The 15,892-nt window shown below is 59.2% G+C and carries 18 protein-coding genes, 3 pseudogenes and 1 riboswitch; of the genes and pseudogenes, 13 read left to right on the top strand and 8 right to left on the bottom strand.

What is annotated here, in order from left to right:
* Positions 1 to 74: 74 nt before the first annotated feature.
* The gene (locus BMY36_RS17105) at positions 75 to 788 is read right to left on the bottom strand and encodes a HAMP domain-containing protein (RefSeq protein ID WP_244888694.1); all 714 of its coding nucleotides are present in this window, start codon (positions 786 to 788) and stop codon (positions 75 to 77) included.
* A gap of 425 nt (positions 789 to 1,213) precedes the next feature.
* Between BMY36_RS17105 and BMY36_RS17110 the strand changes: the two genes are divergently transcribed.
* Positions 1,214 to 1,522, top strand: a complete 309-nt coding sequence (locus BMY36_RS17110) for a hypothetical protein (RefSeq protein ID WP_050521094.1) — start codon at positions 1,214 to 1,216, stop codon at positions 1,520 to 1,522.
* 151 nt (positions 1,523 to 1,673) lie between these two features.
* Entirely contained in the window at positions 1,674 to 2,306 is a 633-nt protein-coding gene (locus BMY36_RS17115) for an NAD(P)-dependent oxidoreductase (RefSeq protein WP_050521093.1), read from the top strand.
* A gap of 9 nt (positions 2,307 to 2,315) precedes the next feature.
* Here BMY36_RS17115 and BMY36_RS17120 read toward each other — a convergent pair whose 3' ends face one another.
* On the bottom strand, positions 2,316 to 3,536 hold the full coding sequence (locus tag BMY36_RS17120; protein ID WP_050521092.1) for a cysteine desulfurase: 1,221 nt from the start codon (positions 3,534 to 3,536) through the stop codon (positions 2,316 to 2,318).
* Between the two features lie 176 nt (positions 3,537 to 3,712).
* A complete protein-coding gene (locus BMY36_RS17125) occupies positions 3,713 to 4,357 on the bottom strand; it encodes an alternative oxidase (RefSeq protein ID WP_050521091.1) in 645 nt (214 codons plus the stop codon).
* A gap of 173 nt (positions 4,358 to 4,530) precedes the next feature.
* On the opposite strand from BMY36_RS17125, the gene BMY36_RS17130 reads away from it, so the two are divergent.
* Entirely contained in the window at positions 4,531 to 4,740 is a 210-nt protein-coding gene (locus tag BMY36_RS17130; RefSeq protein ID WP_050521090.1) for a hypothetical protein, read from the top strand.
* Positions 4,741 to 4,811: 71 nt separating this feature from the next.
* A complete protein-coding gene (locus BMY36_RS17135) occupies positions 4,812 to 5,207 on the top strand; it encodes a dihydroneopterin aldolase (RefSeq protein ID WP_050521089.1) in 396 nt (131 codons plus the stop codon).
* 42 nt (positions 5,208 to 5,249) lie between these two features.
* On the opposite strand, the gene BMY36_RS17140 is transcribed toward BMY36_RS17135, so the two are convergent.
* From BMY36_RS17140 to BMY36_RS17155, 3 genes are all read right to left on the bottom strand, one after another.
* On the bottom strand, positions 5,250 to 5,807 hold the full coding sequence (locus tag BMY36_RS17140) for a pyridoxamine 5'-phosphate oxidase family protein (RefSeq protein ID WP_050521088.1): 558 nt from the start codon (positions 5,805 to 5,807) through the stop codon (positions 5,250 to 5,252).
* Between the two features lie 8 nt (positions 5,808 to 5,815).
* A complete protein-coding gene (locus tag BMY36_RS17145) occupies positions 5,816 to 6,028 on the bottom strand; it encodes a DUF2805 domain-containing protein (protein ID WP_050521087.1) in 213 nt (70 codons plus the stop codon).
* 576 nt (positions 6,029 to 6,604) lie between these two features.
* Complete coding sequence (locus BMY36_RS17155; RefSeq protein WP_050521086.1) at positions 6,605 to 7,510, bottom strand: DMT family transporter; 906 nt, start codon at positions 7,508 to 7,510, stop codon at positions 6,605 to 6,607.
* Between the two features lie 178 nt (positions 7,511 to 7,688).
* A riboswitch (TPP riboswitch) is annotated at positions 7,689 to 7,783 on the top strand.
* 63 nt (positions 7,784 to 7,846) lie between these two features.
* On the opposite strand from BMY36_RS17155, the gene thiM reads away from it, so the two are divergent.
* Genes thiM through BMY36_RS17175 form a run of 4 tightly spaced genes read left to right on the top strand, consistent with a single transcriptional unit; the run spans position 7,847 to position 10,807 of the window.
* Complete coding sequence (gene thiM / locus BMY36_RS17160) at positions 7,847 to 8,635, top strand: hydroxyethylthiazole kinase (RefSeq protein ID WP_050521097.1); 789 nt, start codon at positions 7,847 to 7,849, stop codon at positions 8,633 to 8,635.
* Positions 8,632 to 9,243, top strand: coding sequence for a thiamine phosphate synthase (thiE, locus tag BMY36_RS17165; RefSeq protein ID WP_050521085.1), 612 nt, complete (start codon positions 8,632 to 8,634; stop codon positions 9,241 to 9,243). The genes thiM and thiE overlap by 4 nt, the downstream gene beginning before the upstream one ends.
* Positions 9,240 to 10,046 (top strand): bifunctional hydroxymethylpyrimidine kinase/phosphomethylpyrimidine kinase, encoded by an 807-nt coding sequence (thiD, locus tag BMY36_RS17170; RefSeq protein ID WP_050521096.1) that lies wholly within the window; start codon positions 9,240 to 9,242, stop codon positions 10,044 to 10,046. The genes thiE and thiD overlap by 4 nt, the downstream gene beginning before the upstream one ends.
* Entirely contained in the window at positions 10,043 to 10,807 is a 765-nt protein-coding gene (locus BMY36_RS17175; protein ID WP_050521084.1) for a 3-oxoacyl-ACP reductase, read from the top strand. The genes thiD and BMY36_RS17175 overlap by 4 nt, the downstream gene beginning before the upstream one ends.
* A 400-nt stretch (positions 10,808 to 11,207) precedes the next feature.
* Here the strand turns inward: BMY36_RS17175 and BMY36_RS20640 are convergent.
* Positions 11,208 to 12,093 (bottom strand): annotated as a pseudogene (locus tag BMY36_RS20640) (transposase); the annotation flags it as partial.
* A gap of 85 nt (positions 12,094 to 12,178) precedes the next feature.
* On the opposite strand from BMY36_RS20640, the pseudogene BMY36_RS20050 reads away from it, so the two are divergent.
* From BMY36_RS20050 to BMY36_RS17210, 4 genes and pseudogenes are all read left to right on the top strand, one after another.
* Positions 12,179 to 12,642 (top strand): annotated as a pseudogene (locus BMY36_RS20050) (IS110 family transposase); the annotation flags it as partial.
* Between the two features lie 134 nt (positions 12,643 to 12,776).
* Entirely contained in the window at positions 12,777 to 13,301 is a 525-nt protein-coding gene (locus BMY36_RS17200) for a hypothetical protein (protein WP_050521080.1), read from the top strand.
* The gene (locus tag BMY36_RS17205; RefSeq protein WP_050521079.1) at positions 13,298 to 13,666 is read left to right on the top strand and encodes a hypothetical protein; all 369 of its coding nucleotides are present in this window, start codon (positions 13,298 to 13,300) and stop codon (positions 13,664 to 13,666) included. The genes BMY36_RS17200 and BMY36_RS17205 overlap by 4 nt, the downstream gene beginning before the upstream one ends.
* Positions 13,663 to 14,253 (top strand): TetR/AcrR family transcriptional regulator, encoded by a 591-nt coding sequence (locus BMY36_RS17210; protein ID WP_074818972.1) that lies wholly within the window; start codon positions 13,663 to 13,665, stop codon positions 14,251 to 14,253. Before BMY36_RS17205 ends, BMY36_RS17210 begins: the two co-directional genes overlap by 4 nt.
* 671 nt (positions 14,254 to 14,924) lie before the next feature.
* Here BMY36_RS17210 and BMY36_RS17215 read toward each other — a convergent pair.
* Complete coding sequence (locus tag BMY36_RS17215) at positions 14,925 to 15,371, bottom strand: hypothetical protein (protein WP_050521077.1); 447 nt, start codon at positions 15,369 to 15,371, stop codon at positions 14,925 to 14,927.
* Between the two features lie 244 nt (positions 15,372 to 15,615).
* On the opposite strand from BMY36_RS17215, the pseudogene BMY36_RS20055 reads away from it, so the two are divergent.
* Positions 15,616 to 15,892 (top strand): annotated as a pseudogene (locus BMY36_RS20055) (IS3 family transposase); the annotation flags it as partial.

The raw sequence follows: 15,892 nt of genomic DNA on the forward strand, positions 1-15,892 counted from the left end.
TCATGCGAAAGCTGATTGAACTCGCCAACGCCCTCATCAAAGCAAACCGAAATTGGGTGATTAAAGAGGCTTGATCAAGACGGATACTCTGATATCAAGCGATTGATGCGATCCAGAAAGATGTTGAGATCGCGCGCCAGCACGCCGAATTCGTCTTCTGTCCGAATTTCCGCCCGCTGGTCCAGTGCGCCGTAAGCCTTGGAAAGGCTGCTGACCACTGCGCGCAGGCGCAAAAGCGGTTCCATCCGGGCGCGCAAGATCAGGAACAGCAAAACCGAATGCAGCACGATCTTGCCCACGGCAAGACCCGCGGCAAGGCGCACTTCGTTAAACCAGATCGCAAAGTCGCGTTGCAGATAGTTGTGCACTGTGACCGTGCCCAGCACATCGCCAACCTTTGCCTCGGTGTGGCATTGCAGACAAAAGGCTTCGGCCGTAATCTGGACCGACGCCTCCTTGAAGTCGCCCGGTGGCCATGCCTCTGGGATACCTGCGGGCACAAAATCAAAGGCATTCTCGATAGACCGGATCGTCACGTCCGACGGGACGATTGCCACCGCATACCCAAGGTCAGTCCAGTTCCGCTCCAGGATCGGATAGATCGTGCGCGCTGCGACCGGCCCACCTTCGTTGCGCATGATCGACCGCACGTTCTCGGCCAGATCTTCGGCAACAACCTGCGCCTCTGAGGCCCCATTGACGCTATAGTTGTAATAGACGGCCGCCGCTTTCAGGGCAAATTCGAGAATGCTTACGGCAAGCAGAACAAGGAAAAAATCCTTGATCATGTGTACGAGGAAAGATTTATCAAAGCGTCCGATAGAGGAATTATTGGCATCGAGCATCAGGGCGCACTCCCAAAGGTTGTAAGAGGATAGGCCGGAACCGCGCTCGGAACACCATGTTTACTGATTGAAGAGAAAATAGCCTTCCCCTTGGACCACACCGTCAGAAAATCCCTCTTGTCCGACTTCCGCCTTAGGGTCGCATGGAAAACTTTGGTAGGAAGCTGAGACGTGGGTGCCGACTGTGTCAGCGGATCGCAGACACAAGGATGGTCATGCGAAATCAGCGGCGCTGCTGATGGCAACGGGCCTTTTGCACTTTGCAGCCGTTGGGGCTGGGAACGCTGCGGTCAAGCGCTACCTGTTTGTTGACGGGGGGTGGAAGCGCCCAACATATTTTAAGCTTAAAAAGCGCAAGGACCAAAGCCATGATCACAGCTATCAAGACCATTGTTGTGACTGCGTGGAACTTCGCGTTCGATCATAATGTTAGCCCGCTTCGCCATATTCCCGATGTCGCTGTACGTCACTATATTCTGCAAGTTTTGGGGCTTATGTGGGCGGTCAGTTTCTCTGTCGCGCTCGGAAGCTACACACTTCTTGCGGCCAGTATACTGGGTCATGCGGTCTTGATTGCGGCAGCGGCGGTCACGGCGGCCACGTTTACGGTCGCGGCCAAGCGGCCAAAACTCTTCATGCGCGGAGCGGGACGCCGCCGGGATGGAGAGCATGATTGAAAGTGGCTTGTCATCTCAGCCGCAGCTTGTTGCTGGGTCAAACCGGCTTCGACAGGACAGGCGCAAAGACCTGCGTCAACCATCCTGATCCGAACATTCGTCAGGCGTCCCTTCCCGGACCGCTTTTGCCGTCAAACCTGGAGGTTTCGTTGTGAAAGTCCTTATAATCGGTGCCAGCAAGGGTATCGGGTTGGCAACGACCAAGGCGGCATTGGCCGCTGGCTATGATGTACGCGCTTTTGCTAGGTCTGCCGCCGCCATGACCCTGTCCGATCCGCGACTGGAAAAGGTGCAAGGTGATGCAACGCGCCCGCAAGATGTTGAAGCAGCTCTTGCAGGTGTGGACGCCGTGATCATTACGCTTGGCGTGGGCTTGGGCGAACTCATCAAACCCGTGCATCTGTTTTCCGACGCGACGTGTGTGATTGTCGCAGCGATGACGGAAAAATCAGTCAAGCGTCTCGTCTGTGTCACCGGTTTCGGGGCTGGCGACAGCCGGGCCAGCATCGGCTTACTGCAACGTGCCCCGTTTCAGATCGTGTTTGGCCGTGCCTATGACGACAAGACCCGTCAGGAAGACCTGATCAAGCAAAGCGGTCTGGACTGGACGATCGGGCGCCCGGGTGTGCTGCTGAACGGCCCGAAATCCAGTCGATACAAAGTGCTTCGCGATCCATCCTCGTGGCGCAACGGGATCATCTCACGGGCAAGCGTCGCCGATTTCCTTGTGAAACAGATCGAAGACCGCACATACCTGCATGCTGCACCTGTACTGGTCAACTGACAGGACCCGTCAGGCGAACAGATCGTGCGCCAGCTCCAGCGCGTCGATCAGCACGTCAACCTCGGCCCTGGTGTTGTACACCGCGAAAGACGCGCGGCAGGTGGCGGTAAGCCCCAGATGCGCCATCAAGGGGCCAGCACAATGCTGGCCCGCCCGGACAGCGACGCCTTTCTTGTCAAGAATGGTCGAAATATCGTGCGCATGGGCGGCACCCTGCATCGAAAATGAAAAAATGGGAGCCTTCTCGGGCGTTGTCCCTTGCACCGTGATCCAATTCAAGCCGTCAAGACGGGCGCGGGCATAGTCGCGAAGTTGCTGTTCATGCGCCGCGATATTGGCCATGCCCAACCCCGTCATATAGTCTAGCGCCACACCCAGACCGATGGTCTGCACGATACCGGGGGTGCCTGCCTCAAACTTCATCGGCGCATCATTGTAGGTCACGCTGTCGCGCGTGACTTCGCGGATCATGTCGCCGCCCCCCATGAAGGGGCGCATCTCGGCCATCCGGTCCTGGCGGACATAGATCGCCCCTGATCCTGATGGGCCATAAAGCTTGTGCCCCGTGACCGCATAGAAATCACAGCCAAGGTCTTGCACATTGATCGGCATGTGGACGGCGGCCTGGCTGCCATCCACCAGCACGGGCACACCGAGGGCGCGGGCGCCCGCGCAGATCGCGCCAACATCGACGATGGTGCCAAGCACGTTCGAGCAATGCGTGACCGCGATCAGCTTTGTGCGCGGCGTGATTGTCTCCAGCACTTTTGCGGGGTCCAATGCGCCGGTGCTGTCCACTTCAACCCACTTGATCACCACGCCCTGCCGTTCGCGCAGAAAATGCCACGGCACGATATTGGCGTGATGTTCCATGATGCTGAGGATGATCTCGTCCCCGGCCTTCATGCGAGGCATGGCCCAGCCATAGGCAACCATGTTGATGCCCTCTGTCGCACCCGAATTGAAGATGATCTCATCCTCGCTGGCCGCGCCCAGAAAGCGCGCGACGATGCCCCGCACCCGTTCATAGTTGTCGGTCGCCAGATTGGACAGGTAGTGCAAACCCCGATGCACATTGGCATATTCATGCGCATAGGTCTGCGCGATGGCATCAATGACGGCTTGAGGTTTTTGAGCCGAAGCGCCGTTATCCAGATAAACCAGCGGCTTGCCGTTCACATGACGCGACAAAATCGGGAAATCACTGCGGATTCTATCAATATCAAGCATGGCTTGGCGTACTCCAGGAAACTATAACGGCAGGTGTCGTGTGCGGGCAGACGGTCGCAGCGAGGAACATCTAACGCCCGCTCAGGCAAACCAATTGGGTTGCCGATGTTTGAAACCGAAAAGTGGCTGCCCAACTGTCGCGGCTGCCACTTATATCCCTTGGCATCGGCCTCGGTTCAAGCACGCACACCTTTCGCCAACTGATTGGCAAAGTGGTGGTTGGTATCGCGGTGATGGGCCTCGTCCGCGCGCACCACAAGGACCACGTCGCGCAAGCGCGCCGAGGCTGGCAGGTTCCAGTATTTTATCGCGATCTGCGGTGCTGCCACGTTTTCGACCCGGCCTGCGTCAATCTCTGCCAGATAGTGGGTGTAGCTGACCACCGCCTCTTCCTCGAGGTAGCCGACCACGCGATGCGCCGTCTTGGGGGCAAGCAGGTAGAGGAAGAAGTAGAGGTTATAAAAGATCAACTGCGCCACCATGATCAGAAATCGCTCAAACCTGCTGGGCTCTGCGATCTTGATGAACGTCATCAGATGCATACGCTCGTTATCGGCCTCATCGATCAATTCCTTGATCCAGCCCTGATCGTCACGGATGTGACGAATGGCGCCCAGATGTTGCAAGAGCCCGCCCACCATGCCTGGCACGGCTGCGACCGTTTCAAGCACAACAGCCCGGTGCCCATAACGTTTGGCAAAGAACCGGTCTGCGAAGAACCGCATACTTTTTACCACGCGCAGTGCTACCCGGTCTGGGATGCTGTTCGGAACGTGGTGGACGTGCAAGATGTCCGATTGGAAGTCGTGAGAATGTTTCATTGGTTTTCATTTAGCCTCCGATGAACCTGATATAGCTGGCTTTCATCCGCTTTCAGCAACCGGTCCTGTGGCAAAACAGCCAGATCCTCGGGTATTGCTGCGAAGAAGGACCGCAGCCGTTTGCCCTGCGGGTGATCACTTGCCGCTTTGCAACCGACAGCTACAACACCCCCATGGTCAAACGCACTTCACCATCCGACGCGCACAAGATATCGGTTGCGGCCGATCTTGAAGAGCTTGTTCAGGACAAGCGCGAAGGATGGCGCGCGTCTGGCGCAAAAGCGCGTCGGCGTCAGCGTCGTTACAAGGCGCTTTTGACCCAGCAATTGATGAAGGTGGGCACGAACCCCGCTGGTGGTGAGCCTTTAGATGAGGACGCCTGACATGCATCCTTCCAATCAGCGAAGCGCGCGGGGCTCACGCGATTATCTTCCAATAAACCGGAGTTCTTACCTTGCCAGCATACAGCCAAATCGAATTGAAGGACCTGAAGATCGCCGTGCGAATTGGAACCTATGGGCCCCACGACGTCGTACCCGAGGCGCATCTGCTTGACCTGACCCTGACCATCGCGGCGGACCTCGTCTTGATTGCGCAGGATGGGATGGCGCATGTTTTCGACTATGACCCCTTGATCCGCCAGATCGATGCCTTGGCGAGCGAGCGCCATTATGAAACGCAAGAACGGCTGATGACACGCATCGCCTATGCCTGCGCCGCCTATCCAGCGATCAAGGCGCTGGATATCTGCCTACGCAAGCGGCCCGTTCTGGCCGGGTCGGGCAGCCTTGGCGTGCGGCTGATCCTCGATGCCGAGGCATTGTCTGCGCTGCGCCCGGTGGCGGTCTGATCGGCCCCTTGCCTGCACCGCATACGCCTTACATCCACGACGTCAGGGGGCAAGCCAAATTCCCGCCCAGCCCGCATGGCGATCAAACCGGGCGCGGCGATGGTGTGGGCCCAGATGCAAGGCATCAATCATCTGCACCGTCAGCCGCAGAACGGCGAAACTAGCCGGGTCAGGCTGCCTTGCATAGTCAAGCGCTTCTGCGATCGGTCGCCCGGGTGCGGGCTGGCAGCCATATGACTGGCGCGACGCGTCCGGAACCCCGGCCCAAACGACCGCCGCATCCGGGCCGGTCAGAATGGTGGCCGTGGCCCCCAACCGCATCTGCAGGCGCGCGCCCGCGTCCCACACATGCAGCGCGGCAAAGGGAGTACGGCGCAACTCTGCAACCTTGGCTGAATGCAGGTCGGTGTGAATGTCCAGCGTTCCTGTGCCTTTGTCCGCTGCGCGCAGAACCACAGTTCTGGCCTGCGGCTTGCCTTCAGGCGTGACCGTGGCCAAGGTCGGGTGGCGGGTCGGGGTGCGCCGGTCGCGCACACCGCGCACAAGCCGTATCCAGACCTGCGCGTATAAGTCGGACAGATCAGCCGCCCAAGGGTGCATGTCCGGGATTATTTATACACCTCGCGCCGGTCAGAGAATGCCCGAACCCGCCTGCGCCATGCACGGTAGCTGCCACTTTTCAGGTTCTGCCGCATCAGCGTTTTCACCGCGTCCGGGCCAAGCCCATGCAGGTTTCGGATCGCGTCAAAGCTATCGTGATCGCTTAAAGCCATCTCGATGGTTTCGCCAAGAGTTTCCGGGTCGAGTATGGGCTGTTTCATGTTGCGCAAAATGCCTCGGCTATGCGACAAGTCAAGGTATTGATGTGGTGCGGAAATCAACCCTTTTCGTGGACGCGCACGGGTTGTCACTTTAGCGCAATGGTTTGCTTTGCCTCCATCCGATTGTGGTCGCAGCATCAACTCGGCGCTAAGTCGCGTTGGCAGCAACAGACGAAAACCACCTGCCAGAGGGACGACAAGGTGCAACACGAACTCAACTTCCCGCAAGCGCGCGCCGACAGTCCGATTACGCGCTACGTTCATTTGACGCGGACGGTCATGCCATCCCTCGCGCATGGCGAAAAGAGGCACTGGCCTGTCCGGAACGACCATTGTTTTCAGCGCATTGTGCTGGACACGATCTGCAAAGGGGTCTGGTACGATCACATCGCCCGGCCTGCATACAAGCACCTCAGTCATACCCAAGCCTTGGCTGCGATTCATCTTTGCGAACAGATCATCGCTGATGAGATTGACCTTATGGTGCTGAACCAACAATCTCTCGCTTCGCGCGGTAAACCAAGACTGCCTCGGTGATGCCGCGCATCCCGCTGCAGCGTGACCCCAAAGCAGCCCTTATGGCGCGTTGTTGGACGCTTGCGGATGTCCGGCATCGGCCTTTGTTGGCCAGACCTCCAGCATTCCGCACAGAATGACCAATCCGCCCCCGATCATCTCGCTGGCAGACAGCGTTTCCCCGGCGAAGATCGCGGCGGTTAGCGCGCCAAATATCACCTCGGGCATCAAAAGAATACCCACCCGTGCCGGGTCAAGCCGAAGGGTGGCCCACATCAGACCGGCAATCGACAGCCCCCACCACAAACCGCCTGTGACAAGGACCGTGATGCCCATACGGGCGGCGTCAGCGGCGGCGACTATGGGCAGAGGTTCAAGAAAAGGGGCAAAAGCGAAAGATGTCAGCGACGCGCCAGCGGCAAACACGAACGCCGCAGGCAGCGGTGGCACGCGGGACTTCAGGCGCATTCCTGCGGTGGCGCCCGCCCAGATCAACCCACCGACAAAGGCCATCCATTCGCCCAAACTGCGCGGAACCGGCACACCGCCTTCGCCCCCCAGCATGATCACCAGCCCGACAAGACCCACACCAATTGCGATCAGTCGTAGCGTTGGAACCTGCCAGCGCAGAACGAATTTGGCGATCAGCACGCTCCAGACCGGGCTGAAAAACCACAAAAGGACGACAAGCGCCACTTTGCCGTAGAGAAACCCGATGGAATAAAGCGCAAAGGCGGCACCCCCCAGCGCAATCGACACCACGCCAACGATGCCCGTTTCCCGAAACACGTGGGTCTTGCCCGCAACGAACGGCAGCAGGAACAGCATCGCCGCGAGGGTGATCGCGCCCGTGCCCCAGGCGCCATCCAGCCCAAGCGCGGCAATTGCGCGCACAGGCACCCAGTAAACACCCCAAAAAACACCGACGCAAAGCACGATCACTGAGGCAAGGAAGGCTGTGTTCATGTCTCTTTTCCCCAATGCAACATCACAAGGCTAAACCCTGCAGAAGCAGGCCACGCCGCGCACCCAACCCCTATCCGTCTTTTCTGACATCCCGCGTGAAAGCCCCGACGTGGCACGACCGCAATCCGGCACACCCTCCATAACCTGCTTGACGTCGGCCTTGAAATGGCATTTTCTGCCTGCGCGACAGGGGCGTCCGGGGATCCGGGCTGAGAAGCACCCTTTGAACCTGAACCAGATAATGCTGGCGTAGGGAGTCTGCGGTAGATGCCCCCTTCGCCTGTGATGGCTATGGCGGGCCTGCCACTGGCCCCTTGCGCGCAGCGGGGGAGCCTTATGGACGATACCGGAACCAGCCTTGCCAAGATGCGGGCGACAGCACCACTGGTGCATCAGATCACCAACTATGTGGCCATGAACATCGCCGCCAACGTGGCTTTGGCGGCGGGGGCATCGCCTGCCATGGTGCATGCCCGCGAAGAAGTGGTGGAGTTTGCGGGCCTCGCACAAGCGCTTTGCGTGAACATCGGCACGCTGGATGCGGCTTGGGCCGAAGCCATGGAGATGGCCGCGCAGGCGATAGCGGCCAGCGGTCGGCCATGGGTGCTGGACCCGGTCGGCGTGGGGGCCACGCAATTTCGCCGCGATGTCTGCGCGCGGCTGATGGCCCTGCGGCCAACGGTCATTCGCGGGAATGCGTCCGAGATTTTGGCGCTGGCAGGGCTTGGAGGCGCCGGACGCGGCGCTGATAGTGCCGATCCGGTGGCCGCAGCCGAGGCCTGCGCGCGCGACCTTGCGGCCCGCTGCGGTGCGGTGGTCGCGGTGTCTGGTCCGGTGGATTATGTCACCGATGGCGTGCAGAGCTTTCGCGTGGCCAATGGCGATGCGCTGATGCCGCGCGTGACCGCCTTGGGTTGTTCGCTGAACGGGGTGATCGCCGCGTTTCTGGTGGGCCAGCCCGCCCTGCCCGCAACTGTTGCCGCACTGGCCTACTTCGGGCTGGCGGGCGAGCGCGCAGCGCAAGTGGCCAATGGTCCGGGCAGTTTTCAGGTGGCGTTTCTGGACGCACTTTATGCCCTGACACCACAGGATGTAACTGCTGGCGCACAGGTCAGCTGCGCATGAGGGGGCCGATTTATGTGATCACCGACCCCGGCGCAGCCCTTCCCGTGGTCGAACAGGCGCGCGCGGCGGCGCGGGGTGGGGCTGCTTGGGTGCAACTGCGCGACAAGACCGCGTCCGACGGTGATCTGGCGACGCTCATCCGGCTTTTGTTGCCGGAAATGGCTGCGTTAGGAACGCTGCTGATCGTGAATGACCGGGTCGAGGTGGCGCTGGCGACCGGCGCGCATGGGCTGCACATCGGTCAGGGCGATGGCGATGCGGCGGCCATCCGTCGGCGTATGCCCCCCGGCATGATCCTTGGCCTGTCCGTTGAGACGGTGGCGCAAGCCCGCCTGATCCCACCCGGTGTGGATTATATCGGCGCAGGTCCGGTGCGGGCCACGCCGACCAAGTCCGATCATGCCACCCCCATCGGCTTTGACGGTTTGGCGAAGATCGTTGCGGTAGCGGCGTTGCCCACCTATGCCATCGGCGGCATGAAGTCTGGCGATGCGGGGGCCGTGCGCGCCACCGGGGCTATCGGCATGGCCGTGGTAAGCTCTGTAACACGCGCGCCGGACCCCGAGGCTGCAACCCGTGCCCTGCTTGCAGAATGGGGGATGCCATGATCCCCAACATCCTGTCGATTGCAGGCTCTGACCCGTCGGGTGGCGCAGGGGTTCAGGCCGATATCAAGGCGATCTCGGCCAATGGTGGCTATGCCATGGCCGTGATCACCGCCCTCACGGCGCAGAACACCCAAGGTGTCGCAGCCGTGCAGATGATCGCGCCAGACTTTGTGACGGCCCAGATTGCGGCAATCCGCGCTGATATCCGCGTGGATGCGGTCAAGATCGGGATGTTGGGGACAGCCGCAATCATCGGAGCGGTTCTTACAGGGCTGTCCGGCCTTGGGGCGCCCATCGTCCTTGATCCGGTGATGGTTGCCAAAAGCGGGGACCGGCTGCTTCGGGCCGGGGCGGTTGCCGCCTTGCGCACGGCGCTGCCCATTGCAACTGTCGTCACCCCCAACCTGCCCGAAGCCGCAGACCTGCTTGGCGTGCCCGAAGCCGTGACCCGCGCCGAGATGCAGGCCCAAGCGCACGCGTTGCTGGCCCTTGGCCCCCATGCGGTGCTGCTGAAAGGCGGCCATCTGCCGGGGGGCGAGTGCCCCGATTTGTTGGCCAATGCGGCGGGTCTCGTCTGGCTGCCCGGCGTTCGACACGTGACCCGCAAGACCCATGGCACCGGCTGCACCCTGTCCTCGGCGCTGGCCACGTTTCTGGGGTTTGGCCTGCCCCTGCCCGAGGCCGCAGCGCGAGCCAAGGCCTATGTCGCCCGCGCCATTGCCACCGCTGACGCTCTGACGGTCGGCACGGGCCATGGCCCGACGCACCACTTCCACACCCTGTTCAAAGGAAACACGCCATGACACGCCCAATCTCTGATCAGACCGTTCTTGTCACCGGCGCAGGCCGCGGCCTTGGGGCCGCCATCGCCCGCGCCTTTCACCGGGAGGGCGGACGGGTCGCCATCAACTACCGCAACAGCCGGGCGGCCGCCGAAGCACTCGCCACTGAGCTTGGCCCGCGTGCCGCCGCGTTCTGCGCGGATGTGACAAGTCCAGAGCAGGTCGGGGTGATGGTAAGTCAAATCACTGAACATTTCGGTGCCCCGGATGTGCTGGTCCACAACGCCTTGGCGGATTTCGCGTTCAACGGCGATGCGCGGACACATCTGGACCGCCTGAGTTGGGCCGATATTGCGCGGCAAACCGAAACATCGGTGGGGGGTGCGCTGAACTGCCTTAGGGCGATGCAAGCCCACTGCGCGGCACAAGGTTACGGTCGGATCATCACAATCGGCACCAATCTGATGCAAAATCCCGTCGTGCCCTACCACGACTATACTTCAGCCAAGGGCGCACTTTTGGCCTTTACCCGCACAGCGGCCAAGGAGCTGGGGCCGATGGGGATCACGGTAAACATGGTGTCGGGTGGTCTGTTGCGCACGACAGATGCAAGCGCCGCCACACCGGATCAGGTGTTCGACATCATAGCCGCACAAACGCCGCTGGGCCGGGTGACTACACCCGAAGACATGGCCGATGCGGTCCTGTTCTTCGCATCACCTTGGGCGCGGGCTGTAACGGGACAGAACCTGATCGTAGATGGTGGGCTGGTGTTCGGTTAAGTGGCCATCGCAGGGTTCCAGCAGATCGGACGCTGGACCCCTGCAACCGCCACAGACCACCAATCCTCTTCGGGCCCATTTGGCAATCTTCACACTCACACTGTTCATCCTGAGCCTCCGCCGAGCTGATGAGCGCGCGGGGTGGATGGCCGAGCGGGTTTCAAAATCAGAGAGAACCCACGAAATCCAACGCAAGGTGCTGGACGCCGCCAGCCGCCGCACTGCTGATCGCGGTGCTGTTGCTGGTCGGCTGCGAGACAGTTAGTTCTGACGCAACCACTGTTCGTCCACCTATCGTGGAATACCGCGCCCCCGATCAGGCCCGCGCAGCGATAGAGATTGAGGCTTTTCCGGAGGGGTCAATGGTGGGAGTTATGCCCAAAAGTTGGCGACGGTGAGATCAGGCGGCTTTGATTTCGTGTTTGATGCCATCGCGGAATTCAACCCCCTCGATGATTTCTGGCAAGCGGTTTTGGCCATCGCGCTTGCGCCATTTCTTTTTGGCCGACAGCATAGGCTGGTGCATCATTGCCACCGCAGTTTGTCGGCTGAGGCAAGCCTTGGTCTTTGTGGTCCGATTCCGGAGGGTGGCGAACGTGCTTTCGTTCGGGTTTGATGTCCGGATGTGTTTCCAATGCTCGGCGGGGAAGTCATGGAAGGCCAGTAGATCGGCGCGGTCCTTGGTAAGGCATTTCGCCGCCCGGTCGTATTTCACACCGTAAGCCTCGACGAAGAAATCGAAGGCAGCGTCGGCTGCAGCCTTGGTTTCGGCCATCTGTCACCCGGCAGCGCATGCAACCGGGCCTTGCCATACAGCATGTGCAAGGCGGCCCAGAACCCCATGGCCCCGTCACCCACGGCCAGCTTGGGTGCGGCCTCCAGCCCCCGGTGTTTCAGGTTCAGGAGCAGTTCCCGCCAGCTCTGGGTGCTTTCGCAGAAGCTGTCGACAAGGCCAAGAACATCCTTGTTGCCCCATTCGTCGGCCCCGATTATCACCAGCATACACTGGCGATCCTCGTCCATCCGAGGCGTGACGTAGACGCCGTCCGCCCAGAACCTAAGGGCCGCGCAGCGAAATACACATAACGCCGTGCCGACAGATCGCGTTTGCACCAGTGTTCATAATCGTCCCACCAATCCGCCTTCAACCGGGTGATCGTGCCTGCCGACAGCCCTGGCACATCCGGCCCCAGAAGCGCCGCCAGGGCATCGGAGAAATCGCCGGTCGATATACCTTTGAGGTAAAGCCCTGGCAGCAATTCCTCGATGGATTTGGCGCGACGCACCCTCTCATCGTTGCAAGCAGCGATTGCCGGGCAACGGATAGGGCGGCAAGATCGTCGAGGTAAATTTCATACGTCCGCCCTCAGGTGGGACAAGAATGATCCAAAGGATTCACAGTTCTTCTTGCATATGTTGCAAATCGGCGTTGTGCAGACATTCCGTAAGCGATGGTTTCCTGCACAAACGACATTCAAGAATTGTCTCAAACCCATAATGTCGTAACGCGGTCCAGGACCGAGCTGTGGCATCGTGTCCCGACCCACGACCTGCCGCTCTATTTTTCTGAGGCGGATCGTTTCCATCAGAGCTCGCGCACCGATTGGTTCATGGCCTTCCTCGAGATGTTTCTGTCGCCGCACATGATCTTAGCCATGACGAAGGACGAGTTCATAAAGGCCGTATGGAAGGTGGTCGGGAAGAAAGTGGAGAAGTCTCTCATGTTGTCAGATACTTACGAGACGGCTAAGGCAACGGCCGGGTTGCCGGTTGCGCCAGATTCAGACGCCATCCGTATGTTCCGCCTGATGTTGGCCGAAAGACGAAGCCTGATCGAAATCGTGCCAAAGGCTTGAATGCGATGCGGTGTTGATCAGAGTGTCCGCATCGCACAGGCGTAGGAGCGGGGCTTGACCTCAGTCTCTCGCACGATACATACCATACCTCATGTTATTTTTTTGATTCGAGGATGAAAATGACCATTCACCGATGCAGCCTCCCACCTGATGCGTTCTTGCAGCGATATGCTGGCAACGATGACTATACGGATTGCTTCCGCGTTGATGTTCTGGGGACTATTGGTCTTGGTCGTTATGTCGAGGCATTCTACACAACACGGCTCTTCAAGGCTGAACGCGCGATCTTGTCATTGGCTGGGCACCCTTCAACGGACGCCGAGGCTGCATTGGTGGTCCAAGGTGAAGCCTCCCGATTTGCCGCATGGCATGTCGAGGCGCGCGCTGACGACCAACTGCTGATGTGCGACGTCACGGGCCGAACAAGGTCGTGGTTCCAAGTGGCCTCGAACCGGGATGCAGACACTACGCTCTATTTCGGTTCTGCGGTTACTTCGGTAGAAACTGGCGTAGCTGGCCGCAAGTCTATCGGTATGGTTTTCAACGTCCTGATGCCAGTGCACATCTTGTACTCAAGGGCGCTGCTTGCAGCCACCAAGCGCAAGATCGCGCGCTCCAACCAGCACGTGATGGCATGATGGTTTTCGCTGTGCCCGCCCTGCTCGCTCTCGGTATCGCGGTGATCCATGCCGCTGCAGGGGGGCGAGAGATCGCGCGGCCTTTGTTGCAGCAGCAAACGCTGTCGTCGACTGTAACTCTGACCCACTACTACTGCTGGCACATGGCGACGATCAGTCTTGTGGTGCTGGCAGGGTGTTATGCCTATGCAGCCGTATCACCGGACGGGCGCATCCTTGCAAGCCTTGCAACGCTGGTCTCGGGCGCATTCTGTGTGTGGGGTCTGGTACTGGTCTTGTGGAAACGGCAGCGCCATCGCGATATGCCCCAATGGGTGCTGTTTCTTGGTCAGACCGGCAGCGGCGTCTGGGCGCTGGCAGCATGACAGAGGTCGCGCCACGTCGGCATAGAGGACCGGATCCGTGGATCGAAGCGGCCTACCTTCTGCTAGCAGAGCAAGGACATAGTGCCGTGACAATCGAGCGCCTCACTGCGGCGACAGCAAAGACGCGCGGCTCGTTCTATCATCACTTCGGCAGCATGGAGACGTTTGTTGCGAGGCTTGTCGTAGACTGGCAGGAACGCAACACCGAACGCATCGTGCGCCTTGCGCATGCCACGCGCGAACCGGGCAAGCGCAGAAAGGTTCTCAATCGGGAGGCAGGTCAACTCAATGCAGGCGTCGAGACAGCTTTCCGGATTTGGGCTGGCCTCGATCCGCAGGTTCGAGCGGCCTGCGACGCTGTCGATGACCGCAGGGTTTCGGTGCTGGCGCAAGACCTGATCGATTTTGCAGGGGCGTTGGGGTGCGACCTTCCGGATCACGAGGCAACGACGCTCGCGCAGATCGAATACGCAGCCTTTGTCGGAGGAATGCTCCTCGCATCAAAAGGGAAAAGCAGCCTCTTGCTCGACCTTGGACCCAAATACGAAGAAATGCTGACCGCCTACCTTGGGAATCGTCGGAACTGACGAGGATGCGCTGCCCCCAAGCGTTGGGACTGAACCACACCGTCCTTATGGCTGCAGCTTCGTTCTGTCCATCGGCACGTTGCCAGGCGCAACCACCGGCAAGAACTTGGCGTTTTTTCTGACGAGGCTTCGGTAACGGTTTTTCACGTCGCTAACCTAGATTTTGATCTGTGCACAGTTGGCAGCTCCCGAAGACCTGCACGTGCAATTATCGAGCAACCACGACGCAAAAGGTCCCCGCTTTTCAGGGGGACTCGTCAAACGTTGAGGTGGCGTTGAGGTAAAACGCATGCCTCTATACACAAGTGTTTTTGTCGGATTCTAACCATTTGTTTTGGTTAGGTAATTTGGTTGCGGGGACAGGATTTGAACCTGTGACCTTCAGGTTATGAGCCTAAACCCAAGCAAATTCAATAGCTTATACTTTTCAATTACTTACGCGGCAAGCCTTTGATTTTGCGCAAATTCCATGGTTGCATTGGGGCACATTCAGCGACATTCGGCAACAAACTTGGTGCGAAACGTGCATTCGCGTGTTGATGTGGCGTTGATGTAAGCTAGCCGATACCTACTCATCATAATCGCTGTCCCCCTACTATAAATCGCGAGCAGAACCACCGCAGTTAGACGAGAGGAGCTTGTAAATCCGCCTCGTTCGCATTTTTGGCGCCTCAAACCGCCGCTGCGAAGTCTGGCAATGAAAAGACTTTGGTAGCAAGGCTGCAATCCTTGACGATCTTCCTGCAATCAGACAACGGCCTGCCATCCGTTACGAGAATAAGATCCTCGCATGTGCTCATAGCTACCGAAAGAAAACAGGACGGGCGCGGGCTGTTTCCCCAAAAATTTGTTCCGTATTTCTGTTGTAGCGCTTGCTGTACGGAGGCGTGCTTTGCACCCTCGGATTGGTACACCCTACCTGGATTCACCAGTTGGAAATCCTTGTAGACATCCTCATCAACATCTTTGAGTTCCTTCGAAACCGACCGCTGTATGAGAACTTCGCCACTTTCGAGCCCGGATATGAAGGCGCTTCTCACTAAGTTGTTACCACCGGAGAGAGCCTTGATCACCGCATGTAGGTCAAACAGGTATTTCGGGGAACTTTTCTTGGGCAAATTTAGGCGCCCCCGAGAAGTTCGCGCTGATACTTTGGCTTAATGCCAGCAAGGCGATAAATCTCAATCGCATCAAGCATCCCCGCCCGCCTCGCCTCCGAAAGTTGAGCAAGGAACGAACTTCCGTATTGGGTACGCTTGTTCTTTATGGGATCAGGCTCAGAACTCCCTCCCCTCCGTGCCAATAATCGTGAGACAATCGACTGGCTGAAGTTTACACTTGAGGGCGCAGGAGAACGAACAGATGGTCATGCCTTCACAGATGCTGGTTTCGCCGAATGCCGCGTCCGACAATATGATACCCGACGTCACAGCTTCCCGAACACCTGCCCGTGTTGTCTCAGCGCCGCTGGCCCCCACGGCCGAGCTGACGAGCACGCCGAAGCGGCGCAGTTTCACGGCGAAATACAAGCTGCGCATTCTGGATGAGACGGACCGGTCAGAGGGCACCGGCGGTGTCACAAGCATCCTGCGCCGTGAGGGGCTTTATTCCTCGGCCCTGACCGATTGGCGCCGGGCGC

Source organism: Pseudorhodobacter antarcticus, assembly GCF_900110135.1.
GTDB classification, from domain to species: domain Bacteria; phylum Pseudomonadota; class Alphaproteobacteria; order Rhodobacterales; family Rhodobacteraceae; genus Pseudorhodobacter; species Pseudorhodobacter antarcticus.